This is a genomic window from Ruegeria sp. CI8, from assembly GCF_056536865.1.
Window position 1 is genome coordinate 1,981,949 of record NZ_JBQFQL010000001.1, and the last position, 21,922, is coordinate 2,003,870.

At 60.9% G+C, this 21,922-nt stretch carries 20 protein-coding genes; 9 read left to right on the forward strand and 11 right to left on the reverse strand.

Annotation, left to right across the window (positions count from 1 at the left end; genetic code table 11):
• Window positions 1–18 precede the first annotated feature (18 nt).
• From ACR0DA_RS09825 to pdeM, 9 genes are all read left to right on the forward strand, one after another.
• Window positions 19–1,470, forward strand: a complete 1,452-nt coding sequence (locus ACR0DA_RS09825) for a TadA family conjugal transfer-associated ATPase (protein WP_170337913.1) — start codon at window positions 19–21, stop codon at window positions 1,468–1,470.
• 11 nt (window positions 1,471–1,481) lie between these two features.
• Window positions 1,482–2,450, forward strand: a complete 969-nt coding sequence (locus tag ACR0DA_RS09830; protein ID WP_170337910.1) for a type II secretion system F family protein — start codon at window positions 1,482–1,484, stop codon at window positions 2,448–2,450.
• A gap of 10 nt (window positions 2,451–2,460) precedes the next feature.
• Window positions 2,461–3,444 carry a type II secretion system F family protein gene (locus ACR0DA_RS09835; protein ID WP_170337908.1) on the forward strand — a complete coding sequence of 328 codons (984 nt, stop codon included), beginning with the start codon at window positions 2,461–2,463 and terminating at the stop codon, window positions 3,442–3,444.
• Between the two features lie 49 nt (window positions 3,445–3,493).
• Window positions 3,494–4,030 (forward strand): tetratricopeptide repeat protein, encoded by a 537-nt coding sequence (locus ACR0DA_RS09840; RefSeq protein WP_244952369.1) that lies wholly within the window; start codon window positions 3,494–3,496, stop codon window positions 4,028–4,030.
• A gap of 29 nt (window positions 4,031–4,059) precedes the next feature.
• Entirely contained in the window at window positions 4,060–4,911 is an 852-nt protein-coding gene (locus ACR0DA_RS09845) for a tetratricopeptide repeat protein (protein WP_170358176.1), read from the forward strand.
• A gap of 3 nt (window positions 4,912–4,914) precedes the next feature.
• Window positions 4,915–5,460 carry a prepilin peptidase gene (locus tag ACR0DA_RS09850; RefSeq protein ID WP_170368829.1) on the forward strand — a complete coding sequence of 182 codons (546 nt, stop codon included), beginning with the start codon at window positions 4,915–4,917 and terminating at the stop codon, window positions 5,458–5,460.
• 117 nt (window positions 5,461–5,577) lie between these two features.
• Entirely contained in the window at window positions 5,578–6,885 is a 1,308-nt protein-coding gene (locus ACR0DA_RS09855; protein WP_093962764.1) for a P-loop NTPase family protein, read from the forward strand.
• 52 nt (window positions 6,886–6,937) lie between these two features.
• Entirely contained in the window at window positions 6,938–9,349 is a 2,412-nt protein-coding gene (locus ACR0DA_RS09860; RefSeq protein WP_480753780.1) for a ligase-associated DNA damage response DEXH box helicase, read from the forward strand.
• 44 nt (window positions 9,350–9,393) lie between these two features.
• On the forward strand, window positions 9,394–10,056 hold the full coding sequence (pdeM, locus tag ACR0DA_RS09865; RefSeq protein ID WP_170435313.1) for a ligase-associated DNA damage response endonuclease PdeM: 663 nt from the start codon (window positions 9,394–9,396) through the stop codon (window positions 10,054–10,056).
• Window positions 10,057–10,068: 12 nt separating this feature from the next.
• Here pdeM and ACR0DA_RS09870 read toward each other — a convergent pair whose 3' ends face one another.
• The 11 genes from ACR0DA_RS09870 to ACR0DA_RS09920 all read right to left on the reverse strand — a co-directional run bounded on the left by ACR0DA_RS09870 (window position 10,069) and on the right by ACR0DA_RS09920 (window position 21,920).
• Window positions 10,069–10,932, reverse strand: coding sequence for a LytTR family DNA-binding domain-containing protein (locus tag ACR0DA_RS09870; RefSeq protein ID WP_480695134.1), 864 nt, complete (start codon window positions 10,930–10,932; stop codon window positions 10,069–10,071).
• A 79-nt stretch (window positions 10,933–11,011) separates the two neighbouring features.
• The gene (gene folD, locus ACR0DA_RS09875) at window positions 11,012–11,902 is read right to left on the reverse strand and encodes a bifunctional methylenetetrahydrofolate dehydrogenase/methenyltetrahydrofolate cyclohydrolase FolD (RefSeq protein WP_480753781.1); all 891 of its coding nucleotides are present in this window, start codon (window positions 11,900–11,902) and stop codon (window positions 11,012–11,014) included.
• A gap of 53 nt (window positions 11,903–11,955) precedes the next feature.
• Window positions 11,956–12,261 carry a chorismate mutase gene (locus ACR0DA_RS09880; RefSeq protein ID WP_170435317.1) on the reverse strand — a complete coding sequence of 102 codons (306 nt, stop codon included), beginning with the start codon at window positions 12,259–12,261 and terminating at the stop codon, window positions 11,956–11,958.
• A gap of 57 nt (window positions 12,262–12,318) precedes the next feature.
• On the reverse strand, window positions 12,319–13,995 hold the full coding sequence (locus ACR0DA_RS09885) for a formate--tetrahydrofolate ligase (RefSeq protein ID WP_480753783.1): 1,677 nt from the start codon (window positions 13,993–13,995) through the stop codon (window positions 12,319–12,321).
• 144 nt (window positions 13,996–14,139) lie between these two features.
• A complete protein-coding gene (locus ACR0DA_RS09890; RefSeq protein WP_480753784.1) occupies window positions 14,140–14,736 on the reverse strand; it encodes an MOSC domain-containing protein in 597 nt (198 codons plus the stop codon).
• A 107-nt stretch (window positions 14,737–14,843) separates the two neighbouring features.
• Window positions 14,844–16,760, reverse strand: a complete 1,917-nt coding sequence (gene ftsH / locus ACR0DA_RS09895; RefSeq protein ID WP_093962771.1) for an ATP-dependent zinc metalloprotease FtsH — start codon at window positions 16,758–16,760, stop codon at window positions 14,844–14,846.
• 76 nt (window positions 16,761–16,836) lie between these two features.
• Window positions 16,837–18,090 (reverse strand): tRNA lysidine(34) synthetase TilS, encoded by a 1,254-nt coding sequence (gene tilS / locus ACR0DA_RS09900; protein WP_480753786.1) that lies wholly within the window; start codon window positions 18,088–18,090, stop codon window positions 16,837–16,839.
• Entirely contained in the window at window positions 18,087–18,917 is an 831-nt protein-coding gene (ybgF, locus tag ACR0DA_RS09905; RefSeq protein ID WP_170599142.1) for a tol-pal system protein YbgF, read from the reverse strand. Before ybgF ends, tilS begins: the two co-directional genes overlap by 4 nt.
• 4 nt (window positions 18,918–18,921) lie before the next feature.
• Window positions 18,922–19,425 (reverse strand): peptidoglycan-associated lipoprotein Pal, encoded by a 504-nt coding sequence (pal, locus tag ACR0DA_RS09910; protein WP_093962774.1) that lies wholly within the window; start codon window positions 19,423–19,425, stop codon window positions 18,922–18,924.
• An 87-nt stretch (window positions 19,426–19,512) separates the two neighbouring features.
• Window positions 19,513–20,832, reverse strand: a complete 1,320-nt coding sequence (tolB, locus tag ACR0DA_RS09915) for a Tol-Pal system beta propeller repeat protein TolB (protein ID WP_093962775.1) — start codon at window positions 20,830–20,832, stop codon at window positions 19,513–19,515.
• Complete coding sequence (locus ACR0DA_RS09920; RefSeq protein ID WP_480753788.1) at window positions 20,829–21,920, reverse strand: energy transducer TonB; 1,092 nt, start codon at window positions 21,918–21,920, stop codon at window positions 20,829–20,831. The genes tolB and ACR0DA_RS09920 overlap by 4 nt, the downstream gene beginning before the upstream one ends.
• Window positions 21,921–21,922 lie beyond the last annotated feature (2 nt).

Genomic DNA, 21,922 nt, shown 5'->3' on the forward strand with positions numbered 1-21,922 from the left:
TTAGGGGGAGAAACCGCCGTGTTCTCACGTTACAAGAAACCATCAGGTGCGCAGCCGGTTACGACCCCTGCACAAGCCCCCAAGGCCGCCGAAGCCCCGGCTGCTCCGGCAGCTGCCCCCTCGCCGTCCACCGCGATTGCCCGCAAACCGGTGGCCAAAACCGCCGCGGAAGCCAAGGGCAACGACCGCGAACGCAAGCGCAAGGAACGGCTGAGTGAAATCAAGATCGAGCTGCATCGGGAACTTCTGGAAAACCTGAACCTGGCGGCTCTGGAAAACGCAGCCGAAGCCGAACTGCGCACCGAAATCAGCGCGATCGCGAGCGAGGTTCTGGAAGCCAAGAACATCGTTCTCAATCGCGAAGACCGGACCCAGTTGAACAAGGAATTGTACGACGAAGTCACCGGTCTGGGTCCACTGGAAACACTGCTTCAAGACGACTCGGTCAGCGACATTCTGGTCAACGGCCCGCATCAGATCTTTGTTGAGCGCTTCGGCAAGCTCGAACTGAGCGACGTATCGTTCAAAGACGAAAAGCACCTGATGCGGATCATCGACAAGATCGTGTCCGCCGTTGGTCGCCGGGTCGATGAATCCAACCCCTATGTTGACGCCCGTCTGCGCGACGGGTCTCGTTTCAACGCCATGGTTCCGCCGATCGCGGTGGACGGGTCCCTGGTTTCCATCCGGAAGTTCAAGAAAGACAAGCTTGGCATCGACGACCTGGTCAATTTCGGCGCATTTACCGAAGAAATGGCAGCTTATCTTCAGGCCGCCGTCTCCACTCGTCTGAACATCATCGTGTCTGGTGGTACGGGTTCGGGTAAGACGACCACGCTCAACGCGCTGTCCAGCTTCATCGATGACGCAGAACGCATTCTGACCATCGAGGACACGGCGGAACTGCAGCTGCAGCAGACCCATGTTGGTCGGATGGAAAGCCGCCCGCCCAACGTGGAAGGCAAAGGCGAAGTCAGCCCGCGCGACTGTCTGAAGAACGCTCTGCGGATGCGCCCTGACCGCATCATCGTGGGCGAAACGCGCGGCGCCGAGGTGATCGACATGCTGCAGGCCATGAACACTGGCCATGACGGCTCGATGACCACGATCCACGCCAACTCGGCCCGTGACGGTATCTCGCGTCTTGAAAACATGATCGCGATGGCCGGGATCGAAATGCCGATCAAGGCCGTACGCAGCCAGATCGCAAGCGCTGTGAACCTGATCGTCCAGGCCAGCCGTCTGCAGGATGGTTCTCGCCGTATGACCTCGATCACCGAGATCACGGGCATGGAAGGTGACGTAATCTCGATGCAGGAAATCTTTAAATTCCAACGAGTTGGCCTGACGCCCGACAACAAGATCATTGGTCATTTCACGGCCACCGGCGTTCGCAGCCACTATTCCGAACGGTTCCGTCTGTGGGGGTATGACCTGCCCGCATCGATTTACGAACCGACGACAATGTAGGAGATCAGGGCATGCAACTGCCAACCGAGGCGCTCATCTATGTCGCGATCTTCGTCGGGGTTCTGGCGCTGGTCGAAGGTATCTACCTGGTGGCTTTCGGCAAATCCATCAGCCTGAACAGCCGCGTCAATCGTCGTCTGGACATGATCGACAAAGGCGTCGGACGCGAACAGGTTCTGGAGCAGCTGCGCAAGGAAATGCAGCAGCACATGAAGTCGCAGAGCATTCCACTCTACTCGCTGTTGGCCGACAAGGCCCAGAAGGCAGCGATTGCCTTCAGCCCGCGGCAACTGGTCATGATCATGGCGCTGGTGTCCGTGGTCGCGTTCATGGGCCTGAGCATCGGCACCAGAACCGACACCATCCTGCGGGCAGCTCTGTCGATCGCAATCGGTGTCGGCGCTGTCTATGCCTGGGTCAATCACAAAGCCAAGAAGCGTATGGGCATGCTTGAGGAGCAGTTGCCCGATGCCGTGGAACTGATGGTGCGCTCACTTCGGGTCGGCAACCCTTTCGTTTCGACGATCCAGATCGTCGCGAACGAGGTGCAGGATCCGCTTGCGACCGAATTCGGCGTGATTGCCGACGAATGCGCCTATGGCCGTGACGTGGGCGAGGCGTTGAAGGACATGGCCGAACGTCTGGACATGCAGGATTTGCGCTTTCTCGCGGTCGCCGTTGGCATCCAGCAGCAGTCGGGCGGCAATTTGGCCGAGATCCTTGACGGGCTTGCCAAGGTGATCCGTGCACGGTTCCGTCTGTTCCGCAGGGTCAAGGCGATCACGGCCGAGGCGCAGTGGTCGGGCAAGTTCCTTTCGGGGTTCCCACTGTTTTGCCTGGTTTTCATTCTGGTCAAGGACCCCGGGTACTATGACTCGGTTCTGGACCACAAATGGTTCATTCCCGCCTGTTTTGTCGTGGGGATCATGCTGACGCTGAACCTGATCGTCATGCGCATTCTCACCAACATCAAGGTCTGAGGGCACGACCATGGAATTTCTGACCCAAATCAACGACATGCTGACGGATCAATTGGGCGAGTTCGGCCCGCTGATCGTCGTCGGCGTGCTGGGATTGTTCATGGTTCTGGTGACCATTCCGATCCTTTTGAACCAGCCCGAAGATCCCTTGAAAAAACTGCAGCGTGCAAATGCTGCGCCCAAAAAGGAAAAACGCGGCAAGAAGGATCAGTTGCGCAACTCGGGCCGGAACGAACAGCTTGAAAAGTTCGCGACCTTCCTCGAGCCGAAAGATGAAGAAGAATACTCGGCCATGGAGCTCAAGCTGCGCCAGGCCGGTTACCGCTCGAAAGACTCCGTTCGGTTCTTCCACTTTGCGCAATTTGCGTTGGGGATCACCGGGATCGTATTGGGTGTTCTCCTGGTGACCGTGTTTTCAAACGGGCAGGAATTTACCGGTCAGCAAATGATGATCCGCGTTCTGGTACCGGGTGCCATTGGATACTACATCCCCAAATACTGGATCACGCGCCGGATCGAAGAGCGCAAAGAGAACATTACCGCGGGCTTTCCCGACACGCTTGACCTGATGCTGGTCTGTGTGGAAGCCGGTCAGTCTCTGGACCAGGCGATCGTGCGTGTGGCCGGCGAGATGAAAGCCTCCTACCCCGATATTGCCCAGGAATTCGAGATCGTCGCCTATGAGATGAAGGCCGGCAAAGAGAAGGATCAAGTTCTGCGCGATTTCGGGACGCGCTGCGGTGTCCAGGATGTAAGCTCTTTCGTGACGGTGATGATCCAATCGGCCACATTCGGTACGTCGATTGCCGACGCCCTGCGGGTTTATGCCGGCGAGATGCGCGACAAACGCGTCATGCGCGCCGAAGAAGCCGCGAACAAGTTGCCAACGAAAATGACCCTTGCCACAATGATGCTGACGGTGCCGCCGCTGCTGATCATTCTGGTCGGTCCCTCGGCAAAAGGCATCATGGAGTTCGGTAACAGAGGCCAATAAGCCCATGCCCTCATGCAACCGGTGCGCCCGCTTCGGGCTCCACCGCCTGATGATAGCCACCGCGGTTCTTGCCGTGGTGGCTTCGTGTACGGACCCAAGTCTTTCGAACGGGCCTTTTGCCCCCGGCGTCGACCCCAAAGGTGGGCCGATTGACGAAATTGCTGTCGGGAACCGATTGATGGCAGCCGGAGAATACGAACTGGCCATGGAATCGTTCACCCGCGCGGCCCTGACGGAAGGAATGACCCCGGAAATCCTGACCTCGATCGGAACTGCCAATCTCGGCCTCAGGCGGCTGGGACAAGCCGAACCCCTGTTGCGACAAGCGGTCGAAGAAGACCCGGATTGGTCGGTTGCGTGGAACAATCTCGGCGTTCTGCTGATGGAAAAAGGTGAGTATGCCGAGGCCGCGCAGGTCTTCCAAAGGGCCTATGCGCTGGACAATGGCGAAAGTGACGCAATCCGCGACAATCTTCGCTTAGCGCTCGCAAAAATGGAAAATCCTGTTAATAATACACCACAAGAACAAGAATATACGCTGGAGCAGCAAGGGAACGGAGCTTTCCTGCTGCGGAAGAACCAGTAACAGAGGCAAGAGCAGTAAGGGACGCAAAAATGCGCCAACAATTCCTGATTCCGACAGTCGTCGTGTGCGGGCTGATCCTGTCTGCATGCGCAAAAGAAACCGAAGAGGAAAAGGTCGAACGTACGTTCCAGGAAGTGAACGTCATTGACGAGACGAACCTCAACGACGTGATGCTCAATGCGGCTGACCCGAACGAGGCAGTGACCTATTTCCGTGGAGCCGCCGGCAAGAATCCAGATCGGATCGATTTGCAGCGCGGCCTTGCCATTTCGCTGACCCGCGCCAAGCGCAGCACCGAAGCATCGGCCGCCTGGAAGCGCGTGACCGCGATGTCCGGTGCAACGAACGCGGATCGCGTCGATTATGCTGACTCGTTGGTCCGCAGTGGTGATTGGAAGGCGGCAAAGGCAGCGCTGGACCAGATCCCCCCGACCTACGAGACGTTCAAACGCTATCGGCTTGAAGCCTTGGTGGCAGACGCCAGCAAGGATTGGAAGCGTGCGGACCAGTTCTATGAAACCGCGATCGGGCTGACCACACGGCCGGCCGGCGTGATGAACAACTGGGGGTATTCCAAGTTGACCCGCGGCCAATATTCCGAGGCCGAGCGCCTGTTCACCGAAGCCATCCGACAGGACAGTTCACTGTTCACGGCAAAGAACAATCTGGTTCTTGCCCGCTCGGCCCAGGGGAATTATTCCATGCCGGTGATCCCGATGTCCCAGACCGAACGTGCGGAACTCTTGAACACGATGGGCATCTCGGCCGTGAAGCGCGGTGACATCAACACTGCCAAGAACCTGTTCCGGGAAGCCATCGCCACCCATCCGCAGCATTTCGACGAAGCGGTTCGGTCGCTCCGCGCGCTCGAGGAAGCATAAGGCATGGCAATTCCTGCAGTGGCAGCCCTGTGGTTTCTACCATTTGTGCTGCCCATCTGTTTCTATGTCGCGTTCACCGACATGCGGGAAATGAAGATCAAGAACCATGCGGTCACAGCTCTGGCGCTGGTTTTTGTGGTGGTCGGGCTGATTGTGCTGCCACCTTGGTCGGGCGAATGGGTTGGGGCCAGCATCGGGCCTTTGCAGTTTTCTCTGCCGGTCTATGCTTGGCAGCTGTTCCATCTCGTGGTCGTGCTGTTTTTTGGCATTCTTCTCAATGCCGCAGGCGCCATGGGTGCGGGCGACGCCAAGTTCTGCGCGGCTGCGGCTCCGTTCGTATGGGTTGGTGATTTCTTGCTGGTGATGGTGATTCTGATGGTCACGACGCTGGCCGCGTTTGCCACCCATCGGCTGGCCAAATACTCCCGCCTGCGCCAGATCGCTCCGAACTGGGAAAGCTGGGATCAGGGCAAGAAATTCCCCATGGGGCTGGCCTTGGGTGCGAGTCTTGGCATCTATTTGATTTTGGGCGCAATTAACGGCTCGTAAACCATCATGTCTGCGCCTTGCCCGCGCCTTGGTCCTGCCACAAAGCTGCGCCAGATTTTCCGCAAGTGGTCCCTTTCGGGACACAAGGATTGACAACTGGATAGACGAGCCGCGCTCATGAACATGCAGACCTCATCCGTTATGGCTCCTCCTGCCCCGAAGGGTCTGGGGGAAATGCAGCTTCCGCTTGTTATGATGCGGGACATCCTTCTGAAGACCGTTTTCCGCAAGAATGTGGACACGGTGAGCGAGATCGCCGCCTCGATCTGTCTGCCGAGTTCGGTGACGCAGGAATTGGTCGACATCGCCCGCGAACAGAAGCTGCTTGAGGCGACGGGGACATTGAACGCCAACAGCGGCAACGAAATGGGCTATCAGCTGACCGACGCCGGCAAGGCACGGGCGCTGGACGCGCTGAGCCAATCCGAATACTTTGGCGCCATGCCCGTTCCGCTGGAGGTCTACCGCGAGCAGGTCAAACGACAGTCGATCCGGAACATCCAAGTCACGCGCGATCAGTTGACCGGCGCCATGGGGCACCTTGTTCTGCCGGACAGCCTGCTTGACCACCTGGGCCCTGCGGTCAGCGCCGGTCGCTCGATCCTGATGTACGGCCCGCCGGGCAACGGTAAGTCTTCGATTTCCAACGGAATTCGGGATGCGTTGGGTGACAACGTCTTTGTTCCGTATGCCATCGAATATGCCGGTCAGGTGATCACCGTGTACGACCCGATCGTGCACACAGCGATCGAGCAAGAGGCTGACGACCCGAACAGCCTGCGCCGCCGCAAGCGGTTCGACACGCGGTACGTCCAGTGTGAACGCCCCACTGTGGTCACGGGTGGTGAACTGTCGCTGAGCATGCTGGACCTTGTCTACAACCCCACGGCGCGCACCTATCAGGCGCCGCTGCAGCTGAAATCGACCGGCGGCATCTTCATCGTGGACGACCTTGGCCGCCAGGCCGAGCCGCCGCAGGCCCTGATCAACCGGTGGATTGTTCCGCTGGAAGAGGGCAAGGACATTCTGGGCCTTCAGTCGGGTGAAAAGTTCGAAGTTCCCTTCGACACGCTGGTCATCTTCTCGACCAACTTCCACCCGAACGAGATCTTCGACCAGGCCGCGCTTCGCCGGATCTTCTTCAAGATCAAGATCGACGGCCCGAACCAGGAAAACTTCCTGAAGATCTTCGCCATGGTGGCCCGCAAGCGCGGCATTCCGTTGGACGAAGCCGCACTGGTACATCTGTTGAAGGTCAAATACCCGACCATCAACAATGTCTATGCGAACTATCAGCCGATCTTCCTGATCGATCAGATGATCTCGATCTGCGAATTCGAGGGCATCCCCTATCAAATGAGCCCGGAATTGATCGACCGCGCCTGGGCGAACATGTTCGTCAAGGACGAGGAAATCGTTAAGTAAGACGGGCCCAAACCGCATTCCGCTTTGTCACCGGGCGGGCTAGTCTGCGCATATGACGCAGATTCCCGCCCGGATTGACACCTGGTTTACCGCCAGAGGTTGGTCCATCCACCCGCATCAACAGGCCATGATCGACCGGGCGCGGGCCCCGGCGACGCTGTTGATCGCGCCCACGGGCGGCGGCAAGACGATGGCCGGGTTCCTGCCCTCGCTGATCGAACTGGCCGAGGGGCGGCACGCGGGGCTGCATACGATCTATGTCTCGCCGCTCAAAGCGCTGGCCGCCGACATCAAGCGCAACCTGCGCGGCCCGGCCGACGAGATGGGCTTGCCGATCCGGATCGAGGATCGCACCGGCGACACCACCCCCACACAGAAGAAACGCCAGCGCGTGGACCCGCCGCATATCCTGCTGACGACTCCGGAAAGCCTGGCGCTGCTGACGTCCTACGAAGATGCACCACGCATGTTTCACGGCGTCCAACGCGTGATCGTGGACGAGATACACGCGCTGGCCGAAAGCAAGCGGGGCGACCAGTTGATGCTGGCCCTTGCGCGCCTGCAGACCCTGTGCCTCGATCTGCGGCGCGTGGGCCTGTCGGCGACGGTCGAGGACCCGGACGCAATCGCGCGCTTTCTGGCCCGCCACCCCGACCCTTGCGACATCGTTCTGGCCGACCCCGGCCCCGACCCCGATATCGCCATGTTGCAAACGGCCGAAATGCCGCCCTGGGCCGGGGGCGGCGCGGCCTATGCCATTCCGGCGGTGCTGAAGCAGGTCCGGCAGCACAAGACGACGCTGATCTTCCACAACACCCGCGCCCAGGCCGAGATCTTCTTTCACAACCTGTGGCTGGCTAATGACGAAGGCCTGCCCATCGGCATCCACCACGGCAGCCTCGACCGGCAACAGCGCGAACGGGTCGAGGCGGCGATGGTCCGTGGAGACCTGCGCGCCATCGTCTGCACCGGCAGCCTTGATCTGGGAATCGATTGGGGCGACGTGGACCTTGTGATCCAGATCGGCGCCCCCAAAAACGTCAAGCGCCTGGTCCAGCGGATCGGGCGGGCCAACCACCGCTACAACGCGCCGTCCAAGGCCCTGCTGGTGCCTGCCAACAGGTTCGAGGTGGTCGAATGCGTCGCCGCGCTGGAGGCCGCGCGCGCGCACGATCTGGACGGCGAGCCGCGCGGCCCCGGCCCGCGTGACGTTTTGTGCCAACACATCCTGATCGCGGCCTGCGCCGGACCGTTCGATGCCGATGCCCTTTATGCCGAGGTCACCTCGGCCGGTCCCTATGCCGATCTGTCCCGCGCGGCCTTCGATGCCTGTCTGGAGTTCTGCGCAACCGGTGGCTATGCGCTGCGGGCCTATGACCGCTGGCAGCGCCTGCAACAGCGCCCCGACGGGTTGTGGCAGCTGCGTGACCCGCGCGCGGCGCAACGCATCCGCATGAACCTGGGCACGATCCAGGACAGCGATACCCTGAAGGTCCGGCTGAAACGCAACCGGGGCGGCAAACCCCTGGGCGAGGTCGAAGAGGCCTTTGCCGCATCGCTGACCCCCGGCGACACCTTCCTGATCGGCGGTCAGATCGTGCGCTATGAAGGGCTGCGCGAAACGGTTGTCGAGGTCACGCGCCGTGCGGACAAAAAGCCCAAGATCGCCACCTTCTCGGGCACCAAGTTCGCCACTTCGACCCAGCTGAGCGACCGCATCCTGCGGATGTTCGCACAGCCCGGCTGGCCGCAACTGCCCGAACATACGGGTGAATGGCTGGACCTGCAGCGCCGGATGTCGCGGCTGCCCGGGCGTGACCGGCTGTTGATCGAGAGCTTTCCCAATGACGGCCGCGAAAACCTGTGCGTCTACGGCTTTGCCGGACGCAACGCACAACAGACGCTGGGTCTGCTGCTGACCAAACGGATGGAGGAAACCGGGCTGGCCCCGCTGGGCTTTGTCGCGACCGACTATGCCACGCTGATCTGGGGACTGGACGCGGTCACCGATCCCAGCCCCCTGTTCCAGATCGAGGCCCTGCGCGACGGGTTGGACAACTGGCTGGCGGGCAACGCGGTGATGAAACGGACCTTCCGCGCTTCGGCCACCATCGCCGGGCTGATCGAGCGCAACACAGGTGGCCAACGCAAAAGCGGGCGGCAGGCGACCTTTTCGTCGGACATCCTGTACGACACGCTGCAGAAATACGACCCCGACCACCTGCTGATGCAGATCACCCGCGAAGAAGCCATGCGCGGGCTGGTCGATTTCGGACGGATCGAGGCTATGATCGCGCGCATCGGCGACCGGATCGACCTGATCCGGCTGGACCGGGTGTCACCACTGGCGGCGCCCTTGCTGCTCGAGGTGGGAAAGGTTCCGGTCAAGGGCGCGGCCGAAGAGCGGCTGCTGGCGGAAGAAAGCGCCCGTCTGTTGCGCGACGCTGGCCTGGAACCCGCCTGAAGAAACGACTTGCAAATCACGGCCCGACAGGCAAAGAACGGACCATGAACAGCCTTGAATTTTCGTTTGCGGGTGCCCGGCTGCACGCCATGGGATCGGGCGCGCTTTGGTGGCCGGCGCACGATCTTCTTTGTGTTTCGGACCTGCACTTGGGCAAGTCATCTCGGATCGTTCGGCGGGGCGGACCGGCCCTTCCCCCTTATGACAACCGAGAGACACTGTCCCGGCTGGCCGCCGATCTGGACACGACCGGCGCCAAGACGGTGGTATGCTTGGGGGACAGTTTCGATGATCTCGAAGCCTCGGAAACGCTGAGCGATGCAGATCGGCTCGAGATTTCTGCGCTGCAGGCCGGGCGGCTGTGGATCTGGATAGAGGGCAACCATGATCCGGGTCCCGTCGCGCTGAGCGGCACCCATCTGGCCGAGTGGAGCCAAGACGTGCTGGTCTTCCGCCATATAGCGGAACCCGACGCGCAAGGCGAAGTTTCAGGGCATTTTCACCCCAAGGTCCGGCTCAATGCGCCGGGCCGCATGATCTCGCGCCCGGCATTTTTGTTTGACCGGTGTCGGGTGATCATGCCGGCTTATGGGACATATACCGGAGGGCTGCGCAGCTCGGATACCGCGTTGTCTCAGTTGATGCAGCCGGACGCCCGTGCCATTCTGACGGGCCCGCAGCCACAGCTGACGGTGATGCCGCGTTAGCCGACAGCTGGTTCAGATCACACCGTCTTCTTCCAGTTTGGGTTTGTATTTGCGGCTGACGGGAACCAGATCATCGTTCCGAAGGCGCAGGTAGGTTTTGCCGTTGTTTTTTTGAATTTCCAGAATGGCCGCGTCCGTAACCCAATGGGATCTGTGGGTACAATGGCCGGAAATCGGCTCCATCTCAGCAATCGCGTCAGTAAAGCGCGACCGGATCGTAAAGGTTCCGCTGGTGGTCACCACATCAACGTAGTGATCCCGGACCGCAAGCCGCAGGATATCACCACGAAAACCGTCCGGCAGGCGGCTCACCAAACGGGGTTGGGGTGCTTCGATGACTTCGTCATTTTCAGGCGGGGCTTCGCCTTTGCTGACCAGAACCAGACCTGTGCTAAACAGCGCACCGTAGGTGCCAACCGCCAGCAAACCGGGGGCATCGTGGCCGCTGGCAGCGCACAGGATCCACGTCAGGATCCACAACGCAGGCGTGAACAATACAAGGATCACCAAGGCAAACGCCACGTCTCGGACCGTCAGTCCGACATGGTCCAGACGATCCTTCACCAACTGCCGAGACCCCCACGTTGCCACAACCGCCAGAATCATCACTCCTGCCCAGAACGCCAGACGTACGGAGAAGGGTAGATCCATTTCTCGGAACGGTGGAAAAGTATAGGCGAGCAACGGGACGAACAGAATACCGGCGACCACCCTCTGAGGCGTGCATTCTGCAATGAATGGGCTCAGTTTTGACAACATATCAAAATCAATGAGCAGCCTTTCGGGACCCAGCCCTTGTCCCTCAGACGCCCACTTATTCACTTCGTAACCGGCTGGAAACTCAAGCTTATCACGAAATGTCAGACAATCAAACACGTTTGCGGCGTGCTAGTGGGGGTCGTTTCATCCCCACGTTGGCCCCGGGGCGGACGCTCCGCCCCAGGGCCGCCAGTGGTCAGGCCGTCAGGCCTTCGGGCTCGGGCAGGCCGTTCGACCGGCAACAGGCCGTCAGAGTGTTGGCCAACAGGCAGGCGATGGTCATCGGGCCAACACCACCGGGAACCGGTGTAATAGCGCCTGCGCGCTCGGCCGCGCTTGCATAGTCCACGTCGCCGACCAGCTTGGTTTTTCCATCACGCTCGATCCGGTTGATGCCAACGTCGATGACGGAGGCACCCTCCTTGATCCAGTCGCCAGGTACCATCTCGGGGCGGCCCACCGCGGCCACGACGATATCGGCGCGACGGACGACATCGGGCAAGTCTTTGGTACGGCTGTGCGCGATGGTCACGGTGCAGCTGTCGCCCAGCAGCAATTGCGCCATCGGCTTGCCCACGATGTTCGACCGGCCGATTACCACCGCATCCATCCCGGACAACGATCCATGATGATCGCGCAGCATCATCAGGCAGCCCAACGGCGTGCAGGGGACCATGGATTTCTGACCGGTGCCCAACAGACCAACGTTCGAGATGTGGAACCCGTCGACATCCTTGGCCGGGTCGATCGAGTTGATCACCAGGTCCTCATTCAGATGTTTGGGCAGCGGAAGCTGGACCAGAATGCCATGCACCGCGGGGTCGTTGTTCAGCTTCTCGATCAAGGCCAGCAGATCTGCCTCGGACGTGTCGGCATCCAGCTTGTGCTCGTATGAGTTCATGCCCACTTCGACAGTCATCTTGCCCTTGGAGCGGACATAGACCTGGCTGGCCGGATCTTCGCCGACCAGGACCACTGCCAGACCGGGGGTGATTCCGTTTTCTTCCTTGAGTTTTGCAACCTGATCGGCGACTTGCGCGCGGACCTTGGCCGCAAAGGCCTTGCCGTCGATGACTTGAGCTACCATCCTTTGATCCCTTCTTTCAAAAAGCGGATCGGGCGCGAAGGGCGCCCGGTCATTCAGTCAGGGCCGAGCACGTTCTCCTCGCGCGCAATCGACCAATCAATCAAGATGCGCCAAAGCCTTTCGGCCAGATCGGGGTCCATGCCCACCTCAACCGAGTTTGAACGCACCTTTTGCACCACATCCTCGACACGCTCGGGAATTCGGGCCGGCAGGCCCTCGCCCGGTTTCAATTCGGACGCGCGATCGATGTAGGTTGCGCGCGTCGCCAACAGTTCGATCAGTTGGCGGTCCAGCTTGTCGATCTGAACCCGCAATTCCTGCATGGAATGACAGTCCTGCGGCAGTGTCAGAGTGGGCATCGCAATCTCCTCATGGCCCGGGGATTCCCCGGACCACGAGATGTCTTATTCAGCGGCTTAGAACAAGCCCTCGATCTGCCCTTCGTCGTTGAGGCGGATTGTCTCAGCCGCCGGTTTGCGGGGCAGACCGGGCATGGTCATGATCTCGCCGCAGACCACCACGACAAAGCCGGCACCCGCTGACAGGCGCACCTCGCGCACCGGAACCGAATGGCCGGTAGGCGCGCCGCGCAGCGACGGATCGGTCGAGAAGGAATACTGGGTCTTAGCCATGCAGACCGGCAGGTTGCCGTATCCGGCGGCTTCCCATTCCTTCAGCTGGTTGCGGATCTTGGCATCGGCCAACACCTCGTCAGCGCGATAGATGCGCTTGGCGATGGTCTCGATCTTCTCGAACAGGGACATTTCGTCAGGGTAGATCGGCGCAAAATTCGCGGTACCGGCATCAGCCAGTTCAACGACTTTTTTTGCCAGGGCTGCAGATCCTTCCGAGCCCAGTTCCCAATGCCGCGACAACACCGCCTCAACCCCATGCTCGGCGCAATAGTCCTTGACCGCCTGAACCTCGGCATCGGTATCGGTGACGAAGTGGTTGATCGCGACGACGACCGGCACGCCGAACGATTTCACGTTTTCGATGTGGCGGCCCAGGTTGGCACAGCCCGACTTTACCGCGTCGACGTTTTCCGCGCCCAGATCGGCCTTGGCCACGCCGCCATTCATCTTCATCGCGCGAACCGTTGCAACCAGCACCACGGCCGACGGCGCAATGCCTGCCTTGCGGCATTTGATGTTCATGAACTTCTCGGCGCCAAGATCGGCCCCAAAACCGGCCTCGGTCACGACATAGTCGGCCACCTTCAGAGCGGTCTTGGTCGCAATGACCGAGTTGCAGCCATGCGCGATGTTGGCAAACGGGCCGCCATGCACGAAGGCCGGGTTGTTTTCCAGCGTCTGCACCAGGTTGGGCTGCATCGCGTCTTTCAGAAGAACGGTCATCGCGCCTTCGGCCTTGATGTCGCGGCAATAAACCGGGGTCTTGTCACGGCGGTAGGCCACGATGATGTCGCCCAGGCGCTTTTCAAGATCCTTCAGGTCGTTGGCCAGGCACAGGATCGCCATGACCTCGGACGCAACGGTAATGTCGAAACCTGCTTCACGCGGGAAACCGTTCGACACGCCCCCCAAAGAGGCCGTGATCTGGCGCAGGGCGCGGTCGTTCATGTCGACGACCCGGCGCCAAACGACGCGGCGGGTATCGATTTCCAGCTCGTTGCCCCAATAGATGTGGTTGTCGATCATCGCCGACAGCAGCGAGTGGGCCGAGGTGATGGCGTGGAAGTCACCGGTGAAGTGCAGGTTCATCTCTTCCATCGGAACGACCTGCGCATAGCCACCGCCCGCGGCCCCCCCCTTCATGCCGAAGTTCGGACCAAGCGAGGCCTCGCGGATACAGATCATCGCATTCTTGCCGATCCGGTTCAGGCCATCACCCAAACCGACGGTTGTGGTGGTCTTGCCCTCGCCCGCGGGCGTCGGGTTGATTGCAGTCACAAGGATCAGCTTGCCATCTTCGCGGTCCTGGACCGAGTTGATGAAATTCTGGCTTACCTTGGCCTTGTCATGGCCGTATGGCAGCAGGTCGTCGCTCGAGATGCCGATTTTTGCACCAATCTCCTGGATTGGCTTCTTGTTCGCCTCGCGAGCGATTTCAATGTCGGATTTGTAGCTCATTGGGCAAGATCCCTGATTGAATTCCGTGCAAAACCGACGCCGCGCGTCGGTGCTGTCAAATCCATACCGTTGTGTACGGTTTGAATGGATGTGGATTCCGACATTTTCAGGCCGCGAAACGGCGTAGGACTTGTTCGGACGTATCTAATCGGAAACCGCCGTCTGTTTTGGGTTCCATGCGCGCTGATCGGGGACGAACAGGGTCAGACTGTCTCCGAGCCTCAGAAGCCCCGGCCGTTCGATCCAAGCGGTCACCCCGCGCCGGCCCTGTGCGGCCGGTTTGAAGCGGGCGCCGTGCCCCGGGGACTCTGCTTCGATTTCACGTCCGGGCAGGACACAAGGGCGGTTCTCCATATCGACGGTCAGGGTCAATCCCGTATCCGCCTGCAGCCGAGACGAGGGCGGAACATGCGTGAAATCCGGAATGCCCTCGACAACGATACTTGCACCCAAAAGGGCCGGATCCAGCCGGTCCACGCCCATGTCAGAAGCAATGGCCGCCATTTCCTCGGCAGCCAGGATCGTCAGCTGTCGCACGTTGCGGATTTCGGTGCCTTCCGGGTACAGGTTCTTGACCCGCACGCAGGATGGTCGATTGAGCCCTTCATGTCGCGCGCCAATGTCGCCCGGGAACCCAAGGTCGAGCTGCGGCACCGGCTGAGCCCGCAGGGAGTGCCCGGCGGGAACGTGGCCCAACCAGACGACCCGGGCCTTGAATTCGGTTTCACGCAGGACAGGCATGCCATTTCCTTTCGACAGCGGATCAAAGTTCGCTGCAGCCTAACGCTCGCTGCCCTGATGGAAAGGCCGAAAAGAAAAGACCCGGCTCTGGGGCCGGGTCTGTTGTATCATGCCGAAGGTTCAGGCTCCATCCCGCCCTCGGGCGGGGTCTTCTTGACCTTGGTCTTGGGAATCGCCGTCACGCTCGCGGCATTGCCGTGATCGGACTTGTCGCTTTCGTCGTCACTCTCATTCGGCGGTTCGCCATTCATGACGCGCTTGATTTCGTCACCCGTCAGAGTTTCGTATTCAAGCAGACCCTGAGCCAGACGCTCCCATTCTTCCTTGTGTTCGGTCAGGATCTGATGGGCGCGGTCATATCCCTGCTGGATCAGCCGTTTGACCTCTTCCTCGATCAGTTCCTTGGTATGGGCCGAAACCGAGAACCCGGCCGTGTTGCCCTGATAGCCCTCATGCGCCTCGGCATAGTCGATGTTGCCGACCTTGTCGGACATGCCCCAACGCATCACCATGGCCCGCGCCAATTGGCTGGCCTGCATGATGTCGCCGGCCGGGCCGTTCGAGACGTGGTCTTCACCGTATTTGATGACCTCGGCCGCCTTGCCCGCCATGGTCATGGCCAGCTTCTGCTCACATTCGTCCCTGTGATAGTTCAGCTGGTCCATTTCAGGCAGGCTTACCACCATGCCCAGCGCGCCGCCGCGCGGGATGATCGTGGCCTTGTAGACCGGATCGCACAACGGCAGGGTCATGCCGACCACGGCATGGCCGGCCTCGTGATAGGCGGTCTTTTCCTTCTGGTCCTGGGTCAGCACCATCGAGCGGCGCTCGGCCCCCATCATCACCTTGTCCTTGGCGTTCTCGAAGTCTTCCATGGTGACAAAGCGCCGACCGACACGTGCGGCCATCAGCGCGGCTTCGTTAACAAGGTTGGCAAGGTCAGCCCCCGAGAAGCCGGGTGTGCCGCGCGCGATGATGCGCAGATCGACATCCGGACCCAAAGGCGTCTTGCGGGCGTGAACGCCAAGAATCTTTTCGCGACCTTTGATGTCCGGGTTGCCGACGGTCACCTGACGGTCAAAGCGGCCCGGGCGCAGCAGCGCCGGGTCGAGCACGTCCTTGCGGTTGGTTGCAGCCAGGATGATGACGCCCTCGTTTGCCTCGAACCCGTCCATCTCGACCAGAAGCTGGTTCAGGGTCTGTTCGCGTTCGTCGTTGCCCCCGCCATATCCGGCGCCACGATGGCGGCCAACGGCGTCGATCTCGTCGATGAACACGATGCAGGGCGCGTTCTTCTTGGCCTGTTCGAACATGTCGCGCACGCGGGACGCGCCCACACCCACGAACATTTCCACGAAGTCCGAACCGGAAATGGTGAAGAACGGAACGCCGGCCTCGCCTGCAATCGCACGGGCCAGCAGCGTCTTGCCGGTGCCCGGAGGGCCAACCAGCAGCGCACCTTTCGGGATCTTGCCGCCAAGGCGCGAGAATTTCTGCGGGTTGCGCAGGAATTCGACGATCTCTTCCAACTCTTCCTTGGCCTCGTCGATGCCCGCCACGTCGTCAAAGGTCACGCGGCCGTGCTTTTCGGTCAGCATCTTGGCCTTGGACTTGCCAAAGCCCATGGCACCGCCTTTGCCACCGCCCTGCATCCGGTTCATGAAATAGACCCAGACACCGATCAGCAGCAGGAACGGCAGCAGCGTGATCAGGAAAGACTGGAAACCCGATTGCTGTTGCTTTTCCGCCCGCACGGGGATGTCTTTCTCGATCAGCAGCTTGGTGACTTCGGCATCACCGGGCTTGATCGTGACGAAATTCCCGCCGGAACTGGTTGTGTAACGGATCTGCTCACCATCCAGCGTCACGCCTTTTACGTCGCCTGCTTCGACGGCGCTTACGAAATCCGAATAGGTTTTTTCATTGCTCTGGAGGGTTCCTCCCGGTCCGCTGAACAGATTGAACAGTGCAAGGATCAACAGGAAGAGAACGACCCAGAAGGCTATATTGCGAGCGTTGCCCAAGAAAATTCTCCCAAAAGACATCGGCAGATGAGGCGCTGCCGGGTTGCCTCTTAAAATAGAGATGATTGAAGCAGGTTCAATGCGATAAAAAAGAAGCCGAAAGCTCGGGGAATTTCGGGTCCATTTCAAACGTCCATCCGTTCAAAAAACCGGCAAATGGCGCGGACACGATTTGGTCGCCCAGCCAAACGGCGGGCGTGACCATCAGCACCATGCGTGGCACCCCTGTCGCGCGCCAGTCGGGTACTTGTGGCAACCCGGTCTCGCCAAGCGCACGGATCTGTGCTCCGGGCGTGTCCGGTCCTGTCGCGATCCAACGCCCGTCCCAGAGTTCATCCGGTCGGATCACGCATGTCGAAACGGCGGTCAGCTCTCTGCAAAACCACGAACTATTCCCGTCCGTCAGGATTTGACAACCGCTCAGCGTCGACGAACGTCCCGCAATAACGGCCTGTACGACCTGCTCGACTTTGCTTTGCCGCGGCGGGTATCCCGGACCCGAGATCCGCTGGAGGATACCGACTACAAGCCGACGCTGTATTTCCTCAGGTAGCGCGGCAAAACCGGCGCGATCCACACGCACCGCACAGGCTATCTCCTTCGCAAATCGGCGGGCGGATTCCTGCGCAAAATGCTCAAGCGCCCGGTTCGCACGCCCGAGGTTCGCGGCAACGCGGGACAAAGTTTCAGCCGTAATCCCCAAGCCGGACAGATGGCCCAACGCCTCGCGGACCTTGATCCGGTCAAAGCGCAGGTCCTGATTCGAAGGGTCTTCGATCCATCGCACCCCTTCAGCCCGCAAGTAGTCCCGCAAGGCGGTGCGCGTTTCGCCCAGCAAAGGTCGCCAAAGCATGACCCCGTCCAGATCGCGCGCAAAAGACATGGCCGACAATCCGCGCACGCCAGCGGCGCGCCCAAGACGCATCAACACGGTTTCCGCCTGATCATCTGCGGTGTGGCCCAGAGCGACCACGGGAATGTCCTGCGACACCGCCCAGTCCCGCAGCAGGCCGTAGCGCGCCTGCCGTGCCTGATCCTGCAGGTTTCCCGACCGGTCCCATCCCGTCCATTTCAGAGTGACATGGGACACGCCCAAATGTGCACATGTCTCGGAAACAATGGCGGCCTCGGCGGCCGCATCCGGCCTCAGGCCGTGATCGACAGTGGCCGCAAACAGCCGAACATCTTCATCCCGGGCGATCCGGACCAAAAGATGCAGCAATGCAAGCGAGTCGCTTCCACCGGACACGGCCACGCCCAGTCGCGACGGAAGCGTTTCGGGCAACAGCGCCCTGACGCGCTCCGGAAGGGTGTCGGCTGGTGAGTTCAAGAACAGCTCAGCGACGCCATTTCCTCGGTTGCCGTGGCCACAAAGGCCGACGACGGGAACCGGACGCCGACTTCTCCAAGCGTGATACAAGCCTGCTCAACCTGGCCCAACCGACCCAATGCTGCCCCAAGTTCGTACAACGCCTCGGGGGCCACCGGCCCTTCGGAATCGCCAGTAAAGCTGGCAAGGAAGGCCCGGGCCGCTTCGCGGGTATCACCCAGCCCTTCCAGGGCCTGCCCTCGCCTCAGGTTGGCTTCGGGGGCCAGCGGGCTGCCGGGATACGCGCTGTCAAATTTCGCAAAAAGATCGGCCGCCGTCGGGAAATCTCCGTCCGCAAGGGCTTGCGACGCGGCATCAAAATCGGCTTGTTCACCTACGGCCAGTTCGACCTGGTCGCCGTCGGCGGCATCGCCGGGCGTCGTCACCGGAGCGGTGATGGCCGCTGTGTCGCTATCTCCACCCAATGTCGGTGTGTCTTCGCCGGTGAACTCGCAACCGGGTTCCAGCTCGCAGAGACGGAACTCCAGATCTCCGATCCGGTTGGTTCCGTCCGTCACGACATTCTGAACACGCTGATTCAGCTGCTCGGTCTGCCGAGTCAGCCTCTGCAACTCGGCCTCGATGGCGTCAACGCGTTCCAGTATCGAACTGCCGGACAGGTTCGGCGCGGGCGAGCCTGTCGTAGAAAACTCGCGCTTGAGCCGTTGGATTTCGACATGCAGCACCGTCAGTTCCTGGCGAATATCGGCCAGAGTCTGCTGATCCTGCGCTTGCGCGCCGCTGGCAAGGGTCAAAGCCGCCGCCAGAACCAATCCCGCAATTCTCATCCTGTTACCCCGTTGTGGATCCGGTCAGCACGGTGACCGCGCGGCGGTTCTTGGAATAGCATTCCTCGGTGCTACAGATTTCGATCGGGCGCTCCTTGCCATAGCTGATCGTCTGCAGACGGTTTCCGGCCACACCGCGGGAAATCAGGTATTCCCGCGCGGCATTTGCCCGGCGGGCGCCCAGCGCAAGGTTGTATTCCCGCGTGCCCTGTTCATCCGCGTGACCTTCGATCGTGGCGACGTAGTCGGTATTGGCCAACAGCCACTGGGCCTGCCCCTGAAGGATCGTCTGCGCCTCGGGCGAGAGCGTGGACTGATCCACGGCAAACAGGACCCGGTCACCGATCGCCTGCTGGAAATAGGCGGGCGAACGTGGGTCGCTGGGAGAACCCGGGACGATTGCGCCGTTGCCGCCGGCGCCACCGCCCAAAGCCGAGGGATCGTTGTTGGTACATGCGGCCACCAGCGCCAGCGCGCCCAGAGCCGCAAACTTGCTCAATACGTTCATTTCTGTTGCCTCTTGTCCCGTTTGTTTATTGACGTCTGTCTATCACAGCCAGCCTGCCTTGTGAACTTCGGCGCGACCGGCGGTCTCTTAATTCAACAGTGGCCCCCAGGACGGGTCACTGCCACCGTCCGGGGTGCGTACGGGGCGCAGGTTTCGGCCCGAAATGTCGACCGAGTACAGGGTCGAACGCCCGCTGGCGCCCTGGGTTTCCCGCGCAAACATTATGACCCGGCCATTGGGCGACCATGTGGGCCCCTCGTCCAGGAACGAGGCGGTCAACAGCCGCTCCTCGCTACCGTCCAGTCGCATCACGCCGATATGGAACCGGCCCTTGTTCTGCTTGGTAAAGGCCACCAGATCTCCGCGTGGTGACCAGACGGGCGTCCCATAGCGCCCTTGGCCAAAGCTGATGCGGGTCGCCTCACCGCCATTTGCCGGCATGATATACAACTGAGGGCTGCCTGACCGGTCGCTCTCGAAGACGATCCGCGATCCGTCAGGCGAATAGCTGGGCGCGGTTTCAATTGCGGGCGTGTTGGTCAGGCGCACGCTTTGGCCGGATGCCAGATCCATTTTCCACAGATCCGTATTGCCGCCCTGCGTCAGCGAATAGACGATCGAGCGGCCATCCGGCGAAAAGCGCGGCGAGAAACTCATCGTACCTTCCTGAGTCTGCAATTCCTGCCGCTTGACCCGGCCAACATCCAGAACGTAGATCCGCGGGCGGCCGCTTTCATAGCTGGTGTAGAGCAACCGGTCGCCCGTTGGCGAAAAGCGCGGGGCCAGAACGATCGCGGCACTGTCGGTCAGGTACTGAACATTCGCCCCGTCATAATCCATGATGGCCAGCCGCTTGCGGCGCTGATCCTTTGGGCCGGTTTCCGAGACAAAAGCCACTCGGCTGTCGAAATAGCCTCCCTCACCAGTAATGCGGCTGTAGACCTGATCAGCCACCTTGTGCGCCATTCGACGCCAGCCCTCGGTTGTACCGGCAAATTGCAGGCCGTTGCCCAATTCCTGACCCGAGAATACATCCCAGACCCGGAACCGGACGGACAGGGTATTGCCTGAGACATTCACCGCGCCGGTGACCAGCGCATCGGCATTGATCGCCTTCCAATCCGCAAATTGGACCGGCGCTTCGAAACTGCTGACACGGCTGATGAATGCATCCGGCGAAATCTCACGGAACAGGCCGGTTCCAGTCAGGTCCTCGGCGATGACGCGGCTGATGTCAGCCGCAAACTGGCTGGCCGCCGGACTGTCCGGTACAAAGCTGGGCACCGCAAATGGCAAAGGTTCGATGATGCCTTCATCCAATTCCAGCCGAAGTGGGCCGGTTTGCGCAGACACGGGGGCCGACAGAAGGGTCAGGCCAACGAAGAGGCTGGTCAGAAGTTTCATCATTTGATCCGCATCCTCTCGGGATTGAAGGTGATCTCAATATCCTTCCAATGCTCGTATTTGTCAGCAGGAAGGTCATATCCTTTTGCTCCACAGCGCAAAATCGCACGCCGGGCGGCCTCGTATGCCTGTTTTGCGGCCCCGTCCGAGCCACCGGAGCTGTCCAGAAGCTGCAGACTGCCGGGAACGATCGAGCCGTCGCGGTTCAGCGAGAAACCGACCACCACAACGGTCTTGAGCGCATCGGTCGACAACGAGCCCACGTTCCAGCACCGCGAAACAGCCAGACGCATCGCATCCTTTTCACCGCCGGTGAGAGGCGGACCGGACGGCTCGGACGCCCCGCCCAAGGCCTCGGCCAACGCGTCATTGATCGCGGCCTCGTCGGGTTCCGCAGCCTGTTCGACAGGCTCGGCGGTCGCGGTCTGTTCGGTTTCCGCAGGCTTGGGCCGATTGGGCCGAACCCGGGGACGCGGCGAGCTTTGTGGCGACAGGTCCTTGGCCTCTTCCGCCTCGGTCACGATCTGGTCCGTGGCTTCCTCGGGCGCGGTCTGGTCTTGCTGCTCCTGCTGGATCTCAGCCCCTTCATCCAGCGAAACCGCCGGTGTTTCGATATCGTCCGGCTTTGCATCCAGTGGCGGCGGAGCGATGGGTTCGGGGGCCACCTTGTCCGCCGGGCGGGGCTGGGACTCGGGCAGCGCCGGCAAAACCGCAACCTCGGGTTCCGGTTCATCCAGTACCGGAGGCTGCTCGATCACGTCGGGTTCGGGTGGAGTCACAACTGCCTCGGGTTGCGGCTCGGGCTCCGGTTCAGGTGGCGTGACCGGCTCGGGGCGCGGCTGTTCTTCGACCGACTGCTCCGGCACTTCGGGTGCCGGGGGTTGCACGATCGGATCTTCCAATGCGTTGGGGGGCGTCGGAACTTCGGGCGCATCGCTTTGCGCCGTCAGGGCAGCGAATTGCTCAGCCGAAACCACCGACACCTCCTGCACTGCAAAAGGCAGCGGCTCGGATCGGAACGTGCCGCCGAACAGGGCCCATCCGATCAATGTCACATGGGCAATCGCCGAAATCTTGGTGCCGGTATCCACCG

Bases quoted from the DNA above. Each gene is read 5' to 3' on its own strand.
- ybgF (WP_170599142.1), bottom strand. From the start codon at position 18,917: ATGAGAATTGCGGGATTGGTTCTGGCGGCGGCTTTGACCCTTGCCAGC.
- ACR0DA_RS09855 (WP_093962764.1), top strand. From the start codon at position 5,578: ATGAACATGCAGACCTCATCCGTTATGGCTCCTCCTGCCCCGAAGGGT.
- pal (WP_093962774.1), bottom strand. From the start codon at position 19,425: ATGAACGTATTGAGCAAGTTTGCGGCTCTGGGCGCGCTGGCGCTGGTG.
- ACR0DA_RS09845 (WP_170358176.1), top strand. From the start codon at position 4,060: ATGCGCCAACAATTCCTGATTCCGACAGTCGTCGTGTGCGGGCTGATC.
- ACR0DA_RS09860 (WP_480753780.1), top strand. From the start codon at position 6,938: ATGACGCAGATTCCCGCCCGGATTGACACCTGGTTTACCGCCAGAGGT.
- ACR0DA_RS09880 (WP_170435317.1), bottom strand. From the start codon at position 12,261: ATGCCCACTCTGACACTGCCGCAGGACTGTCATTCCATGCAGGAATTG.
- pdeM (WP_170435313.1), top strand. From the start codon at position 9,394: ATGAACAGCCTTGAATTTTCGTTTGCGGGTGCCCGGCTGCACGCCATG.
- ACR0DA_RS09840 (WP_244952369.1), top strand. From the start codon at position 3,494: ATGATAGCCACCGCGGTTCTTGCCGTGGTGGCTTCGTGTACGGACCCA.
- tolB (WP_093962775.1), bottom strand. From the start codon at position 20,832: ATGATGAAACTTCTGACCAGCCTCTTCGTTGGCCTGACCCTTCTGTCG.
- ACR0DA_RS09830 (WP_170337910.1), top strand. From the start codon at position 1,482: ATGCAACTGCCAACCGAGGCGCTCATCTATGTCGCGATCTTCGTCGGG.
- folD (WP_480753781.1), bottom strand. From the start codon at position 11,902: ATGGTAGCTCAAGTCATCGACGGCAAGGCCTTTGCGGCCAAGGTCCGC.
- ACR0DA_RS09890 (WP_480753784.1), bottom strand. From the start codon at position 14,736: ATGCCTGTCCTGCGTGAAACCGAATTCAAGGCCCGGGTCGTCTGGTTG.
- ACR0DA_RS09885 (WP_480753783.1), bottom strand. From the start codon at position 13,995: ATGAGCTACAAATCCGACATTGAAATCGCTCGCGAGGCGAACAAGAAG.
- ACR0DA_RS09835 (WP_170337908.1), top strand. From the start codon at position 2,461: ATGGAATTTCTGACCCAAATCAACGACATGCTGACGGATCAATTGGGC.
- ACR0DA_RS09850 (WP_170368829.1), top strand. From the start codon at position 4,915: ATGGCAATTCCTGCAGTGGCAGCCCTGTGGTTTCTACCATTTGTGCTG.